This is a genomic window from Sanguibacter suarezii NBRC 16159, from assembly GCF_001552735.1.
GTDB lineage: Bacteria > Actinomycetota > Actinomycetes > Actinomycetales > Cellulomonadaceae > Sanguibacter > Sanguibacter suarezii.
In genome coordinates this window covers 178,980-194,289 of sequence record NZ_BCRT01000001.1, presented here as the reverse complement: position 1 = coordinate 194,289, position 15,310 = coordinate 178,980, and the positions used below count along the sequence as shown (strand labels likewise).

12 protein-coding genes are annotated in these 15,310 nt (G+C 70.3%); 7 read left to right on the top strand and 5 right to left on the bottom strand.

The features are described 5' to 3' along the window. Positions 1-99: 99 nt before the first annotated feature. Positions 100-2,727: an ATP-dependent chaperone ClpB gene (gene clpB, locus SS2_RS00880; RefSeq protein ID WP_066460413.1), complete on the top strand. Its 2,628-nt coding sequence runs from the start codon at positions 100-102 to the stop codon at positions 2,725-2,727. 149 nt (positions 2,728-2,876) lie between these two features. On the opposite strand, the gene SS2_RS00875 is transcribed toward clpB, so the two are convergent. The 3 genes from SS2_RS00875 to SS2_RS00865 form a co-directional block, all read right to left on the bottom strand. Continuing rightward, positions 2,877-4,526, bottom strand: coding sequence for a methyl-accepting chemotaxis protein (locus tag SS2_RS00875; RefSeq protein WP_083941456.1), 1,650 nt, complete (start codon positions 4,524-4,526; stop codon positions 2,877-2,879). A gap of 142 nt (positions 4,527-4,668) precedes the next feature. Further along, positions 4,669-5,667, bottom strand: a complete 999-nt coding sequence (locus tag SS2_RS17265; RefSeq protein ID WP_157607139.1) for a septum formation family protein — start codon at positions 5,665-5,667, stop codon at positions 4,669-4,671. 128 nt (positions 5,668-5,795) lie between these two features. Beyond that, complete coding sequence (locus SS2_RS00865) at positions 5,796-6,587, bottom strand: exodeoxyribonuclease III (RefSeq protein WP_066460409.1); 792 nt, start codon at positions 6,585-6,587, stop codon at positions 5,796-5,798. Between the two features lie 82 nt (positions 6,588-6,669). Here SS2_RS00865 and SS2_RS00860 point away from each other — a divergent pair, with 82 nt between their 5' ends. The 6 genes from SS2_RS00860 (at position 6,670) to SS2_RS00835 (ending at position 13,407) form a co-directional block, all read left to right on the top strand. Beyond that, a complete protein-coding gene (locus SS2_RS00860) occupies positions 6,670-7,449 on the top strand; it encodes an SDR family NAD(P)-dependent oxidoreductase (RefSeq protein ID WP_066460407.1) in 780 nt (259 codons plus the stop codon). A gap of 9 nt (positions 7,450-7,458) precedes the next feature. Beyond that, on the top strand, positions 7,459-8,052 hold the full coding sequence (gene pyrE, locus SS2_RS00855; RefSeq protein WP_066460403.1) for an orotate phosphoribosyltransferase: 594 nt from the start codon (positions 7,459-7,461) through the stop codon (positions 8,050-8,052). Positions 8,053-8,078: 26 nt separating this feature from the next. Then, on the top strand, positions 8,079-8,768 hold the full coding sequence (locus SS2_RS00850; protein ID WP_066460401.1) for a hypothetical protein: 690 nt from the start codon (positions 8,079-8,081) through the stop codon (positions 8,766-8,768). 91 nt (positions 8,769-8,859) lie between these two features. Next, a complete protein-coding gene (locus SS2_RS00845) occupies positions 8,860-9,444 on the top strand; it encodes a LemA family protein (protein WP_066460400.1) in 585 nt (194 codons plus the stop codon). A 133-nt stretch (positions 9,445-9,577) separates the two neighbouring features. Next, positions 9,578-9,856 carry a hypothetical protein gene (locus tag SS2_RS00840; RefSeq protein ID WP_066460397.1) on the top strand — a complete coding sequence of 93 codons (279 nt, stop codon included), beginning with the start codon at positions 9,578-9,580 and terminating at the stop codon, positions 9,854-9,856. Between the two features lie 269 nt (positions 9,857-10,125). Further along, complete coding sequence (locus SS2_RS00835; protein WP_066460395.1) at positions 10,126-13,407, top strand: HtaA domain-containing protein; 3,282 nt, start codon at positions 10,126-10,128, stop codon at positions 13,405-13,407. A 378-nt stretch (positions 13,408-13,785) separates the two neighbouring features. Here SS2_RS00835 and SS2_RS00830 read toward each other — a convergent pair whose 3' ends face one another. Next, entirely contained in the window at positions 13,786-14,559 is a 774-nt protein-coding gene (locus SS2_RS00830) for an HAD-IIA family hydrolase (RefSeq protein ID WP_066460394.1), read from the bottom strand. Next, positions 14,559-15,287, bottom strand: a complete 729-nt coding sequence (locus SS2_RS00825) for a VTT domain-containing protein (protein ID WP_439646284.1) — start codon at positions 15,285-15,287, stop codon at positions 14,559-14,561. Before SS2_RS00825 ends, SS2_RS00830 begins: the two co-directional genes overlap by 1 nt. Positions 15,288-15,310 lie beyond the last annotated feature (23 nt).

Below are 15,310 nucleotides of genomic sequence, written 5' to 3'. Positions count from 1 at the left end.
GTAGAAAGTACGGTGGCGCAGCAGAGTTGAGTGGAATACGCTCAAGTTTGAGCATGTTGGTGGGAGTAGACACCAACACGTACGTCACTCGGAGGACTCATGGATCTGAACCTCACCACCCTCGCCCAGGAAGCCCTGGGCGGAGCCGTCCAAAGTGCCACCGCGGCGGGGAACCCCCAGGTGGAGCCCGTCCACCTGCTCGACACGCTGCTCGCCCAGCAGTCGGGGACCACGCCCGGTCTGCTCAAGGAAGCCGGCGTCGACGCCCAGGCCATCGGCGCTGCGACGCGCCGTGCCCTCGTCTCGCTGCCCACCGTCTCCGGCTCCGCCGTCGCGCAGCCCACGCTCTCCACCGCGATGTCCGCAGTGCTGCAGCGCGCGCGCAAGGAGCAGAGCGAGCTCGGAGACGACTACATCTCCACCGAGCACCTGCTGCTCGGCCTCGCCGCCTCCCCGTCCCCGGCTGCTGACATCCTCAAGAACGCCGGCGCGACCCACGACGTCCTGGCCGCCGCGGTCCCCGTCGTGCGCGGGGGCAAGCGCGTGACCAGCCCCAACCCCGAGGGCACCTACGAGGCCCTGAGCAAGTACGGCGTCGACCTCACCGAGGCCGCCCGCGAGGGCAAGCTCGACCCGGTCATCGGGCGCGACTCCGAGATCCGCCGCGTGGTCCAGGTGCTCAGCCGCCGCACCAAGAACAACCCGGTGCTCATCGGCGAGCCCGGCGTCGGCAAGACCGCCGTCGTGGAGGGCCTGGCCCAGCGCGTCGTGGCCGGCGACGTCCCGGACTCCCTCAAGGACAAGCGCCTCATCTCCCTGGATCTGTCCGCCATGGTCGCCGGCGCGAAGTACCGCGGTGAGTTCGAGGAGCGTCTCAAGGCGGTCCTGGAGGAGATCAAGGGGTCCGACGGCGAGATCATCACCTTCATCGACGAGCTGCACACCGTCGTGGGTGCCGGTGCTGGCGGCGAGGGCGCGATGGACGCGGGCAACATGCTCAAGCCCATGCTCGCCCGTGGCGAGCTGCGCCTGGTCGGCGCGACCACCCTCGACGAGTACCGCGAGTACATCGAGAAGGACCCCGCCCTGGAGCGCCGGTTCCAGCAGGTGTTCGTGGGCGAGCCGTCGGTCGAGGACACCGTGGCGATCCTGCGCGGGCTGAAGTCCCGCTACGAGGCGCACCACCGCGTGACCATCTCCGACGCCGCGCTCGTGGCCGCCGCCGCCCTGTCCGACCGCTACATCACCGGCCGCAACCTCCCGGACAAGGCCATCGACCTCGTCGACGAGGCCGCCTCCCGGCTGCGGATGGAGATGGACTCCTCCCCGGTCGAGATCGACGTGCTCCAGCGCGCCGTGACGCGCCTGGAGATGGAAGAGCTGGCCCTGGAGAAGTCCGACGACGAAGCCTCCAAGCAGCGCCTGGAGGCGCTGCGGGCCAACCTCGCCGACCGCAAGGAAGAGCTCGCCGCTCTCAACGCCCGCTGGGCTGCTGAGAAGGGCGGCTTCAACCGGGTGGGTGAGCTGCGCGAGAAGCTCGCTGACCTCGACGCCCGTGCCCAGCGCGCCGAGCGCGACGCCGACCTCGAGACCGCCTCGCGCATCCGCTACGGAGAGATCCCAGCCCTGGAGCGCGAGCTCGCCGACGCCGAGCGCGCCGAGAGCACCGAGAGCGACGAGGCCGGCGAGCGCCCGGCCCCGCTGGTGGGGGACAAGGTCGACGCGGACGAGATCGCCGAGGTCGTCTCGGCCTGGACCGGGATCCCGGCAGGCCGGATGCTCCAGGGCGAGAGCGAGAAGCTGCTGCACATGGAGCAGGTCATCGGCGAGCGTCTCATCGGCCAGAAGGCTGCAGTGGCCACCGTCGCCGACGCCGTCCGGCGCGCCCGCGCCGGGGTCTCTGACCCCAACCGCCCCACCGGCTCCTTCCTCTTCCTCGGCCCCACCGGGGTGGGGAAGACCGAGCTCGCCAAGGCGCTCGCGGACTTCCTGTTCGACGACGAGCGCGCCATGGTGCGCATCGACATGTCCGAGTACTCCGAGAAGCACTCGGTGGCCCGGCTCGTCGGGGCGCCCCCGGGCTACGTCGGCTACGAGGAGGGTGGCCAGCTGACCGAGGCGGTCCGCCGGCGTCCGTACTCCGTCGTGCTGCTCGACGAGGTGGAGAAGGCCCACCCGGAGGTCTTCGACATCCTGCTCCAGGTGCTCGACGACGGCCGCCTCACCGACGGCCAGGGCCGCACGGTCGACTTCCGCAACGTCATCCTCGTGCTGACCTCGAACCTCGGCTCGCAGTTCCTCGTCGACCCGCTGCTCGACGCCGGCGCCAAGCGCGCCTCGGTCATGCAGGCGGTGCGTGAGGCCTTCAAGCCGGAGTTCCTCAACCGGCTCGACGACGTCGTGCTCTTCGACCCGCTCGACCTCGACGAGCTGGGCAGGATCGTCGACATCCAGGTGACCGAGCTCGGCAAGCGCCTGGCCGACCGCCGTCTGGACCTGAACGTCACCGACGCGGCGCGGGAGTGGCTGGCCATCGAAGGCTTCGATCCGGCCTACGGCGCGCGTCCGCTGCGCCGGCTGGTCCAGCGCGAGATCGGCGACCGGCTCGCCCGCAAGATCCTCGCGGGCGAGGTGGCCGACGGCGACCACGTGGTCGTCGACCGGCCGATGGAGACCGCGGACAGCGACGCTCCGGTCCAGGGGCTGACGCTGGAGGTCGTCGAATAGGTCGTCGAGTAGGTCGCCAGACGGCGTCCAGCTGGACATGACAGACGCAGAGAGGGAGGCCGCGACCAGCGGCCTCCCTCTCTGCGTGCCAGACGAGCCACGGCGCGCGGGGGGTAGCGCCGTGACCCGTCTGGGTCTGTGGAGCGGCGTCAGTAGGTGAACGCCGCCATGCGGGTGCGCAGGTCGCCGGAGAGGCGAGCCAGCTCGTCGACCGAGGCTCCCATCTGCCCCACCACCTCTGAGGAGGTGCTGGCTGCGCTGGCCACCCCGGTGATGTTGCTGGCGATCTCTCCCGAGCCGGTCGCGGCCTCGGTCACCGAGCGGGACATCTCGTTCGTCGTGGCGGTCTGCTCCTCCACGGCGGAGGCGATGGTCATCTGGTAGTCGTTGATCGAGGCGATGATCTCGGAGATCTCAGCGATGGCGTCGACCGCGCCGGAGGTCTCCTGCTGGATGGCCTCGACCCGGCGGGCGATGTCCTCCGTGGCCTTCGCTGTCTCCTGCGCCAGCTCCTTGACCTCACCGGCGACGACGGCGAAGCCCTTGCCGGCCTCACCGGCGCGGGCGGCCTCGATGGTGGCGTTGAGAGCGAGCAGGTTCGTCTGCTCGGCGATGTTCGTGATGACCTTGACGACGTTGCCGATCTCTTGGCTGGACGCGCCGAGCTTGGTGACGGTGTTGTTGGTCGAGGCTGCCATGACGGTCGCGCGGGAGGCGACCTTCGCGGCCTCGTTGGCGTTCTGGGCGATCTCGCGGATCGAGGCGCCCATCTCCTCCGCCCCGGCGGCGACGGTCTGCACGTTGCGAGAGACCTGCTCAGCGGCGGCGGCGACCACCCCGGCCTGCGCGCTGGTCTCCTCCGACCCGGCAGCCACCTGCGTGTTGGCCGCGGCCAGCTCTTCGGCTGCGGCGGCCACGGTGCCGGCGGTCTCGGTGACGCCGGAGAGGGTGGCCGTGAGCGTGTCCTGGGCGACGACCAGTGCCTGCGCCATCTGGCCGATCTCGTCCCGGTGGGTGTTGTGGGCGCGGACGGTGAGGTCGCCCTCGGCGAGGGCCTCCAGCGCGGTCTTGACGTCGGTGATGCTGCGTCGCATGGCGTTCGCGATGACGATGCCGATCGCGCCGGCCAGGAGAACTCCGGCAGCGGCCACGACCATCAGCATGAGGATCGCCGAGCTGGCTTGCGCCTTCGCGTCCTCGGCGATGCCGTCCAGGAGTGCAGCGACGTCGTCGGACACGGCGGTCACCCCGGCGATCATCGAGTTGCCGGTGGGTGCCCCCTTGGTCACCCGCAGCTTGCTGTACAGCTCGAAGTCGCCGGCCATCGCCGCAGGGACCAGCTCGTCGCGCTGGAGGGCGGCGTACTCGTCCCAGGTGCTCGACAGCTCGTCCCACGAGGCGGGCAGCTCGCCGGTGGCCTCTTGGAACGCGGCACCGAAGGCCTCCGCGGCCGGCGTGACTGCGTTGAGGGCGTCCTCGACGATGAGCGCCTGGCCCGCGCGTGTCGACTCTTCGATCGTGCCGCCCATGTTGGCTGCCGCGACGCGGGCGGTCCAGATGGAGTCCTTGAGCGTGGTCAGCGCACCGTTGACGCTCGTCTGGGTGCGTGACATCTGCGCCGCGGTGTTGCTGAGGGTGTGCATCGAGCTCGTCGCGAAGGCGGTCAGGGCGACGGAGACCACAGCGGAGATGACGACGAGGGCGATGATCTTCGTCCGGATCGACAGGTCACCGAACCGGATCCGCGATCGTGCACCGGCGGCTGTGGTGGTGCGGCCAGATGGCGGCAGAGCGCTCATATGAGATGTACTCCTGGGAGATGGGTCGTCTATGACCCCTCTCTCATCGAGCGCAGCGCCTCCAGTGTGATGGTTCGGGCGGAAGTTCACCCGGTCGCGCGGTCAAGTCCTCCCGGGCGGGACCGAGGGGGACAGAGCCTTCCTACCGGACGAGGCTGCCGGTCAGGGGGGCGTCCGGGCTGGACGCGATGCACAGTCCTTGACGGTCGCCCTCCTCCCAGGACGCCTCGCTCGGGGTCCACACCAGGAGCTCCAGAGTCTCGGGGTCCACGTCGGCGACGATCGAGCGGCCAGGGCACACGGCGGTGGTCTGCTCGATCACCGCGGCGTCGCCCGGGAAGGTGTCACCGGAGAGTTTCTTTCCGGCGATGACCTGAGCCGCGTGGTCGTCGTCGCACGGGACCACGGTCACCTCACCCACAGCAGACCCGGCGGGCGCGGACTCCAGGCAGTTGCCCACGGTGAGCGCGCGGACGTGGGCCGTGGTGGCGGTCTCCACGTCCTTGGGGAGCGCGTCGACGTCAGGGGAGGACAGCGCGAAGAAGGCCGCGACCGCCAGACCGATGACGACGACGCCGCTGACCACCGCGATGAGGAGCGCGGGCTTCTTCGAGCGTCCGGGGGAGGCGGGCTGCGGGGGACCCCACGGGAGCTGCTGGCCGGGCGGGGTGTACGGACCCTGAGGGGGCTGGCCCGGCTGACCCGGCTGGCCCGGCTGGCCCGGCTGGCCCGGCTGACCGGACGGGGGCTGCTGCCACTGCTGGGGTGCGCCCCACGGCTGCCCGGGGGGCGCGTACTGACCCTGCGCGCCCTGCTGACCCTGGTGCGGGTACTGGCCGGGTTGGCCCGGAGCGGCGTACTGTCCCTGCCCGGGGTGCCCGGGCTGGGCGTACTGGCCGGGTTGCCCCGGAGGTGCGTAGTGCCCCTGGGGGCCGGGCTGGGGCTGCTGCCACTGCTGGGCGGGAGCGCCCCACGGCTGCGCGGGAGCATCCCACGACTGGGCCGGTGGAGCGTACTGACCGGCGTACGGGGGTGCGCCCGGGGGAGCGAACTGCGCATCCTGCGGTGGGCTAGGCGGCCCCGGCTGCGCGGGGGTGCCCTCCGATTCGGGCGGACCGGGCGGAGGAGGGACTGAGGTCACGAGGTGCTACCGCCTTCGATCGGCGTCCGCGGAGGACGGGTGGAGTGTGGTGAGTGAAGACTAACGCTGCCGGTCACACCCGTGACCCCGTGGCGCCGCTGGCACGGGGGCTGGCGAACCGCTCGGCCTCAGTCGGCGATGTCCACGATCACCGGGACGTGGTCGGAGGCGCCCTTGCCCTTGCGCTCGTTGCGGTCGATCTCCACAGCCGTCACCTCGGCGGTGAGGGCGGGGGAGGTGTAGGCGAAGTCGATCCGCATGCCCTCGTTCTTGGGGAAGCGCAGCTGCTGGTAGTCCCAGTAGGTGTACTTGCGGTCCTCGGGCACGAACTGCCGGCTGACCTCGGTGAAGCCCACGCCCTCGAACGCCGCGAAGGCGTCCCGCTCGGGCTGGCTGACGTGGGTCTGGCCCTCGAAGACGGACAGGTCCCACACGTCGGTGTCCCGGGGGGCGACGTTCCAGTCCCCGACGAGGGCGATCTTGGCGGCCGGGTCGGCCTCGACCCAGCCGCGGGCGTTCTCCCGCAGGGTCTGCAACCAGTTGAGCTTGTAGGCGTAGTGGGGGTTGTCCAGCGCCCGTCCGTGCGGGACGTAGAGGCTCCACACCCGCACCCCGCCGCAGGTCGCGCCGATCGCGCGGGCCTCCAGGGCGGGCTCCTCACCGAAGTGCGGCTGCCCCGGGAAGCCGAGCTCGACGTCGTCCAGGCCGACGCGGCTGATGATCGCGACGCCGTTCCACTGGGACAGGCCGAAGTGCGCCACCTGGTACCCCGCGGCCTCGAAGGCCTCGAAGGGGAACTGGGAGTCCTTGCACTTGGTCTCCTGCAGGGCCAGCACGTCGGTGCCGCTGCGGTCGAGGAAGGCGACCGCACGGTCGACGCGGGCACGGATCGAGTTGATGTTCCAGGTGGCGAGGCGCATGAGTACCAGGCTAGCGCCGGACCTTCCCGAGCGGGGCAGGTGAGCGGCAGGAGCTGGACGCAGCCCTCGGTAGGCTGGCGACATGGCTACTGCACTCATCACCGGCGCGAGCGCCGGCCTCGGACTCGAGTTCGCCTGGCAGCTCGCGGCGGCCCAGCACGACCTCGTCCTCGTCGCGCGTGACACCGAGCGGCTGGAGCGCCTGGCCAACCACCTGCGCGCGGCAGCCGGCATCGCCGTCGAGGTGCTCCCGGCCGACCTCGCCGACCGCGCACAGACCGAGCGTGTCGCCGAGCGTCTGCGCACCCTGGACAACCCGGTCAGCCTGCTGGTCAACAACGCGGGCTACGCCGTCGACGAGCCGTTCCTCGGGGGCGACCTGGCCAAGCAGGAGGCCTCCCTCGACGTCATGGTGCGCGCGGTCATGGTCCTCTCCCACGCAGCCGCCGAGCAGATGGTCGTCCGGGAACGGGGCGCCATCCTCAACGTGTCCTCGATCGCCGCGCTCACGGCGTCGGGCACGTACTCCGCGAACAAGGCCTGGGTGCGGGCCTTCACCGAAGGCCTCGCGGTCGAGCTGCGCGGCAGCGGCGTCACGGCCACGGCGCTGTGCCCGGGGCTGGTGCGCACCGAGTTCCACGAGCGGGCGGGCCTGGACTACTCCAACCTCCCCGGTGTGGTCTGGCTCAACGCGGCCGACGTGGCCAGCGCGGCGCTCGCGGACGTGCGTCGCGGTGTCGTGATCTCCACGCCCAGCCTGCGCTACCGGGCGGCCTCCGGTCTGCTGCGGGTGCTGCCGCGCTCGGCGGTGCGCGCGATCCAGGGGTCGGGCAGCGTGAGCGGGGCGCCGCGCTCCCGCTAGCCTTGGACCGTGACCACGAACTCCACCACCGACGCCGTCCTGTCCCCGACCCCGCGCGAGCAGCTCCGTGACCTCATCACCGAGCTCGCCGTCGTGCACGGGAAGGTGACGCTGTCCTCGGGCAAAGAAGCTGACTACTACGTCGACCTGCGCCGCGTGACGCTGCACCACCGCGCCGCGCCGCTCATCGGGCACGTGCTGCTCGACGCCCTCGAGGAGGCCGGGCTCGGCACCGCCGAGGTCGACGCCGTCGGCGGGCTCACGCTCGGCGCCGACCCGATCGCCACCGCGCTGCTGCACGCCGCAGCCTCGCGCGGGCAGGACCTGGACGCCTTCGTCGTGCGCAAGGCAGCCAAGGCGCACGGCATGCAGCGCCAGATCGAAGGCCCCGACATCGCCGGGCGCCGCGTCGTCGTCGTGGAAGACACCACGACCACCGGCGGGTCGCCGATCGCGGCCATCGAGGCCGCTCGCGCGGCCGGCGCGGAGGTCGTCGGGGTCGCCACGATCGTGGACCGGGCCACCGGCGCGCAGGAGAAGATCGAGGCGCTCGGGGTCCCGTACCTCTCCCTCTTCGGCCTGGCCGACCTCGGCCTGGCCTGACCCCCGGCCGGGACCGAGGCTGACTGGTGGGCGGCACCGTGGGCATCGGGGTCGTCGCAGTCCTCGTGGTGGCCTTGATGGTCACCGCCGCGGTCGTCTCCTGGCGACGGCGGCGCGAGGCCATCGCCGGCTGGGCGACGGCGCACGGGTGGCAGGTGCTCGACGCCGACCGGTCCCTCGCCCGACGCTGGGCCGGGCCGCCGTTCAACGCCGGGAGCTCGCGGCGGACCTCTGAGATCCTCAGCGGGGAGATGGGCGGGCGGCGGGCGCTGTCCTTCCGGTACACCTACACCACCACGAGCGGGTCCGGGGAGACGCGACGGTCCCAGGATCACGAGCATCACGTCGTGGCGGTGTTCCTGCCGATGGCGCTGCCGGAGCTGGCCCTCACGCCCGAGAGCCTGGGGACCAAGATCGCCACGGCCTTCGGCGGGCAGGACATCCGCATGGAGTCCGCGCAGTTCAACTCGCTGTGGCGGGTCACCTCCCCGGACCTGCGCTTCGCGCACGACGTCCTGCACCCGCGCGCCATGGAGCAGCTGCTGCGCCCGGACATGACTGGCCGCCCGCTCCGCTTCGCCGGCGACGCCGTGCTGACGTGGACCAACGGCGTCCCGCGGCTCGATGTCATCGAGTCGCGGGTGGCCGGGCTCAACGAGCTGATCGACGCCGTCCCCGCCTACGTGTGGCAGGACCGCGCGCGCCCGACCGCGTAGGCGCGCCGGGCCGGGCCAACCCCGGTGACCTGGGACGCGATCCCGGTAGTCTTCTGAGACGCCCGCCCGTGAACCCCGAAGGAGACAGCAGATGAGCCCCGCAGCCGTCGTCGCTCTCGTCATCGTCGTTGTCCTGCTCGGTGTGCTCATCTGGGCGGTGAGCACGTACAACGGCTTCGTCCGGCTGCGGAACCTCGTGCAAGAGGCCTGGCGCCAGATCGACGTCGAGCTGCACCGCCGCCACGACCTCATCCCCAACCTCATCGAGACCGTCAAGGGATACGCCGCGCACGAGCGTGGCGTGTTCGAGGCCGTCACGACGGCGCGAGCAGCGGCTGCCCAGCCCGGAGCCACGCCCGGTGAGCAGGCAGCGCAGGAGAACGACCTGACGCAGGCCCTCGGCCGGCTGTTCGCGGTCGCGGAGGCGTACCCGCAGCTGCGGGCGTCGGAGAACTTCCTCGCGCTGCAGCAGGAGCTCACCAACACCGAGGACCGCATCGCTGCAGGGCGGCGCTTCTACAACGCCAACGTCCGCGAGCTCAACACGAAGGTGGAGAGCTTCCCGTCCAACGTCATCGCGGGGATGTTCCACTTTGTGCGGGCGGAGTACTTCGAAGTCACGGACGCCGGGGTGCGCGCCGCACCGGCTGTCAACTTCGGTCAAGGGCGCGTCTGAGCTCTTGGCGCGAGCGTCGACGCGCTGCCCGTCCGGCTCAGGAGCGGGTGGGATGGCCGTGTCGATGGGGAGTTCTTCCGATGGGGAGTTCTCCCCATCGCCTTGAGGGCGGGCCGATCCTAGGGTGCGGTTCATGACCATCACAGCCGACCCGTCGTCGCGACGCTCGGCGCCCGCGTCCTTCGGGATGCCTGGGCAGGCCACCGGTACGTCGCACTACAGCCTCGCAGCGAACTTCTTCGACTCTGCCCGTTCCGTGCAGGCCGCCCCGGAGGGTGACCCCAGGTTGCCGGAACCGCGCTCAAGCCTGCAGCACGCCCTGCAGGCGCCGGTGTCGTACTCGATGGCTCTGGGCACCGTGTGCGCCACGGTCTGCGCCATCGCGGTGGCCATCGCCACCCTCGGCGCCTAGACGCCGCACGCCCGGCTCTGCGGCAAGCTGAGGCCCTCGCGACCTCCGACGGTGGGAGTGATCTGCACCACACCAAGTCCCCAGGTTCCGTGAGGATGCGGCGCATATGGGGAGTTCTCGACACTCGTGACGTACCGAGGGGCGAGACTTAGGGGACCCTTATCTTGCTTTGGTAAGGCATACCTCATAAAGTGCGGATCACTCATGGCGCGTCGGTCGACTCGCCCCACAGCCGCGCCGACCAGCGCTGACCTTCAGGAGCCCTCACGGTGTTCACCTTCCTCGAGGAGCGCACGCGGCGCTTGCTCGCCACGCTCACGGCTGCAGCGTTGCTGGCCGGGTTGTCCGTGATCGGCGTGCTCGCACCGGCGCGGGCAGCTGACTCACCGACGAGCGGTTCCACTATCGCCGGTGGTTCGCTCACGTGGGGAGTGGCCCAGGACTATCGAGACGCACTGCCTGCATCCCCGGCGACTCGCGCTGCGTCTGAGGGCGCATCTTTCGTCGACGACGTGGCGGTCTTCCCAGCGGCTTCGACGAGCACCTGGGACGGCACCGCAGGCCTGCTCCAGTTCAGCGGCACTGCGCGCATCGGCTACGTCGCCGGGCCCTCGGGGAACTATGTCTCCCTCTCGTCACCGACAATCTCCATCGATGGCGCACGCGGCACGCTCTCCGCAACATCCTCCAGCAAGTCGCACGGGGCCGGGCCCGAGGCAGCCGCCTCGGTCCGGGATCTCGTCTCCCTCGATCTGTCGGTGGCGACCAAGAACGAGACTGCCACCACCATCACCTGGACGGGCGTCGCCGCGACGCTTCTGGCGGACGGCGTCACCACGTTCCCCAAGCTTGTCGCTCCGTCGAGCTTCTCGTCGCGCGCCGCAGGAGATCGTCTCGACGACCTGTCCATCACCCTGAACAAGAAGACGGCAACGGAGACGACGGTTGCTTCCTCCCGCGCGTCGAGCACGGTCGGCGAGCCGGTCACCTTCACGGCCACCGTCGCCCCGGCTTCTGCAGGGACGGTGCACTACTCCAGCGGATCGACCGTGCTCGGCACCAGCCCCGCCGTCGCGGGCACAAGCACCTTCACCGTGTCGACGTTGACGGAAGGGGCGCACTCGATCACAGCGGAGTTTGTGCCCGGTGACGCGACCACCGTCCTGGCGTCCACCTCGACGGCCATCAGCCACACTGTCACCGCCGCACCTGTGACACCGGTCTGGACCCCGCAGATCACTGTGTTCGCCGCTGACGGTGTGACCCCGCTCGGCGCCACCCAGGTATCCATCGGCGACACGATCGTGATCAAGGGTTCCGGCTTCGACCCCGCAGCGAATGTCGGTGGACGCGGCGCGCCCATCCCGTCGACCCTCCCACAGGGCACCTATGTCGTCTTCGGCAGCTTCGCTGAGGCGTGGTATCCATCCACGGGTGCTGCGCCTGCGACGCGCAAGGGCGGTCCGCAGGCGTGGGCGCTCACCGAAGCAACAGTCGACCAGGTGCCGGACGCCTACAAGGCCGGGGTCAAGAAGGACTGGGTAGCGCTGTCCGCAACGGGAACCTTCACCGCGACGCTCAAGCTCACCGAGCTCGCGCCCCTCGCGGGCGGCTCGTACGGCGTGTACACCTTCGCCGGAGGAGGGGTCAAGAACCCCGCTCAGGAGCTTGCTGTCCCTGTCAACTTCCTCAACGAGGTCGTCGTTCCTCCGACGTCGCCTGCGACCGGGACGCAGACGGCCATCTCGGCCGCTCCGACGACCGTGACTGCGGGCAGCACGTCGTCGCTCATCGCGACGGTCACGCCGGCAGAAGCTGCTGGGACTGTGGAGTTCTACTCGGGTGACGCTCTCGTCGGCTCCGCACCGCTGACCCAGGGTGTCGCCAACCTGAAGACCGGCGCTCTGCCTGCAGGTGAGCACGCCTTCACGGCGCGCTTCGTGCCTGCCGACGCCGCGCTCTACACCGCGTCTGCAACGGCGACCGGGGTGACCGTGACGGCCAAGGCCGCCGTGGACGGTGGGACCGTCACGCCGCCCGCGAGTGCTGCGGGACAGCTTGTCTGGGGCGTCAAGGCTTCCTTCACCAACTACATCACCGGCAGTGGTGCCGCAGGTACCGTCTCGGTCTCGGATGGTGCCGCTGTCTCGGGTTCCTCCTTCACCTTCAGCCAGGCGACCAAGGACTTCAACGGCTCGACCGGGATGGTCGGCTACGCAGGGGCGGTCCGCTTCACCGGCCACCACGGAGCGCTCGATCTCAAGCTGAGCAACCCGAAGATCAAGGTCACTGGGCCCGGCTCCGGTGTGCTCATCGTCGACGTGGTCGGCAAGGGCCTCACCGGCGGTTCGGTCGACAAGGCCGGCGTCGAGTTCGCCACCCTGAACCTCGCCGCCCCGACCACCGTCAACGGCGCGACCACCTGGTCCAACGCTGCGGCGACCCTCACGGCAGCCGGCTCCGAGGCGTTCTCCGGGTTCTACCCGGCGGGCACGGCCCTCGACCCGGTCTCCTTCACCGTGGGAGCGGACAAGGCACCCGGCGAGACGCCGGCCGAGACGCCGCCCGCAGCCCTCGCCCCGCTGGCGCCCGGGACCTACCCCAACGCCACCGCTAGCGTGGCGACCGTCCTTCCCGGTGGTGAGGTCACCGTCACCGGGACCGGCTTCGGAGCCAACACCACGGGCATCGAGCTCGCGGTCTACTCCGTGCGTCACGTCCTGGCGACCGGTCTCACCGCCGACGCCAACGGCACGGTCACCGCGACCGTGAAGCTCCCCGCGAACCTCGCGGCCGGTGTGCACACGCTGTCCTTCGAGGCCCCCAACGGTGTGAAGTCGCAGATCACCATCACCGTGGAGGCTCCGGCCGCCGCGGCCAAGCAGTGCGTGGCCAACGCGGTCTCCGGCGCCAGCCTGAGCTGGGGAGTCAAGAGCGCCTTCCGCACCTACATCACGGGCCCCATCGCCAACGGCACCGTCTCCGCCAACGGCGTGACCGACACCGGATCGACCTTCCGGTGGACCGGCGGAACGGGCAAGTTCAACACCGAGGCCAACCAGGGCCGCGTCGCCTTCGGCGGCTCGGTGAACTTCTCCGGTCACGGCGGGATCCTCGACCTCACGCTCTCGAACGTGCGGGTCCAGGTGACCAGCGCATCGACCGGGTCGCTCATCGCCGACGTGTCCAGCACGGACATGGCGGGCACCAAGTCGAGCCAGTCCGGGGTGACCGTCGCCTCGCTCAGCCTGGCCGGTACGAAGTCGACCTCGGGCAGCACCGTGACGTGGACCAACGCGTCGGCGTCCTTGACTGCCGCCGGGGCCAAGGCCTTCGCTGGCTCCTACGTCGCCGGCGAGGCGCTCGACTCGGTCACGTTCTCCTTCCCGCTCGGCGGAACTGTGGAGTGCGACTCGACCTCGGGGGCCCTGGCATCCACCGGCGCTGACGGTCTGGGCGACGCGGTGCTCCTCGCGCTGGCTGCCATGACCTTCGGTCTGAGCCTCGTGATGGTCGCGCGCCGCCGCCGGACCCCGGTCCGGATCGGCTGACCTGCCACCTGCTCCACACCGAAGCGCCCCTGTCCGATCCCCGGACAGGGGCGCTTCGTCGTCCCGCCAGCCCTCCGCCAGCCGCCCCACCGCGCCGCGACGCGCCGCGCTCCCGCCCGCCAGCGTCAGTGGTGAGGTCGTCTATCAGGTGCGAGGTCGTCTGTTCAGATAGACGACCTCGCACCTGATAGACGACCTCGACGGCGGGGCAGGGCGGGGCAGGGCGGGGACGACGGGCAGGGCGGGGAGGGACGAGCGGAGCGGGGGAGAGGTGCAGGTGGATGGGACGCCGAGGCCACCCGAGCCCCCCTCCCGGGAACGCCGCAGGGCCGGGTCGGGGAATCACCCCGGCCCGGCCCTGCTGTCAGACCGTCTCGCTCAGATGCGTTCGATGAGGTTCGCGATCGAGTCCACCACCGTGCTCGGGCGGAAGGGGTACTTGTCCACGTCCTTGAGCTTGGTCGAGCCGGTGAGCACGAGGAAGGTGTGCAGACCTGCCTCGATGCCGGCCACCACGTCGGTGTCCATCCGGTCGCCGATCATCGCGGTGGACTCGGAGTGGGCGTCGATGCGGTTGAGGGCTGAGCGGAACATCATCGGGTTCGGCTTGCCCACGAAGTACGGCTCGCGCCCGGTCGCGCGGGTGATCATCGCGGCCACCGCGCCGGCGGCGGGCAGCGGGCCCTCGGCGGACGGCCCGGTCGCGTCGGGGTTGGTGCAGATGAACCGGGCGCCACCGAGGATGAGGCGGACCGCCTTGGTGATCGCCTCGAAGGAGTACGTGCGCGTCTCGCCGAGCACCACGTAGTCCGGGTCGGACTCGGTGAGGGTGTAGCCCGCTTCGTAGAGCGCGGTGGTCAGCCCGGCCTCGCCGATCACGTAGGCGCTGCCGCCGGGGACCTGGTCGGACAGGAACTGCGCGGTGGCCAGCGCGGACGTCCAGATGGACGCCTCGGGCACGTCGATCCCGGAGGTGTAGAGACGGGCCCGCAGGTCACGCGCGGTGAAGATGGAGTTGTTCGTGAGGATGAGGAACGGCCGCTCGGAGTCCCGCAGCGTCCTGATGAACTCCGCAGCACCCGGGATCGCGTGGCCCTCGTGGACGAGCACCCCGTCCATGTCGGTGAGCCACGACTCGATGGTCCGGGTCATCAGCGGATCTCCTTCGGGTCGGTCGGGGACTGCGCGGCGGTCTGTGTCGCGTCGCCAGCCGGGGCGGCCTTGCGCTTGGCGAGCCAGCCGCGGCTCACCTCGATGATGATCGGCAGCACGGAGACGAACACGATGAGGACGAGGATGGCCTCGATGTTGTCGTGCACGAAGGTGATCTGACCGAGGAAGTACCCGAGCACCGTGATCCCCACGCCCCACAGCAGCGCACCGATGACGTTGTACGAGACGAAGTGGCGGTAGGGCATCTTCCCGACGCCGGCCGCGACCGGGGCGTAGGTCCGCACGAAGGGCGCGAAGCGCGCCAGGATGATCGCCCGGCCGCCGTACTTGTCGAAGAACGCGTTCGTCTGGTCGATGTAGGACTGCTTGAAGAACCGCGAGTCCGGCTTGTTGAAGATCCTCGGACCCGCCTTGTGACCGATGAAGTACGCCACCTGGTCACCGGCGAAGGCTGCCACGAACAGCAGCACGCACAGCAGCCACAGCGGGAAGTCGAGCTGTTCTTGCGCGACGAGCATCCCCGCGGTGAACAGCAACGAGTCCCCGGGCAGGAACGGGAACAGCAGCCCCGTCTCGATGAACACCACCAGGACGATCCCGATCAGCGCGTATGCGCCGAAGGACTCGATCAAGGAGTCGGCATTGAGCCAGCTGGGACCCAAGGCCATGACCTGGTCGCTTGCGGAGATGAGTGCGTCGGTGATCACGTGCCCCAGCCTACGGGGTCGCC

Coding starts and splice junctions, on each gene's coding strand:
- SS2_RS00875 (WP_083941456.1), bottom strand. CDS start 4,526: ATGAGCGCTCTGCCGCCATCTGGCCGCACCACCACAGCCGCCGGTGCA.
- SS2_RS00865 (WP_066460409.1), bottom strand. CDS start 6,587: ATGCGCCTCGCCACCTGGAACATCAACTCGATCCGTGCCCGCGTCGAC.
- SS2_RS00840 (WP_066460397.1), top strand. CDS start 9,578: ATGACCATCACAGCCGACCCGTCGTCGCGACGCTCGGCGCCCGCGTCC.
- SS2_RS00860 (WP_066460407.1), top strand. CDS start 6,670: ATGGCTACTGCACTCATCACCGGCGCGAGCGCCGGCCTCGGACTCGAG.
- clpB (WP_066460413.1), top strand. CDS start 100: ATGGATCTGAACCTCACCACCCTCGCCCAGGAAGCCCTGGGCGGAGCC.
- SS2_RS00845 (WP_066460400.1), top strand. CDS start 8,860: ATGAGCCCCGCAGCCGTCGTCGCTCTCGTCATCGTCGTTGTCCTGCTC.
- SS2_RS00830 (WP_066460394.1), bottom strand. CDS start 14,559: ATGACCCGGACCATCGAGTCGTGGCTCACCGACATGGACGGGGTGCTC.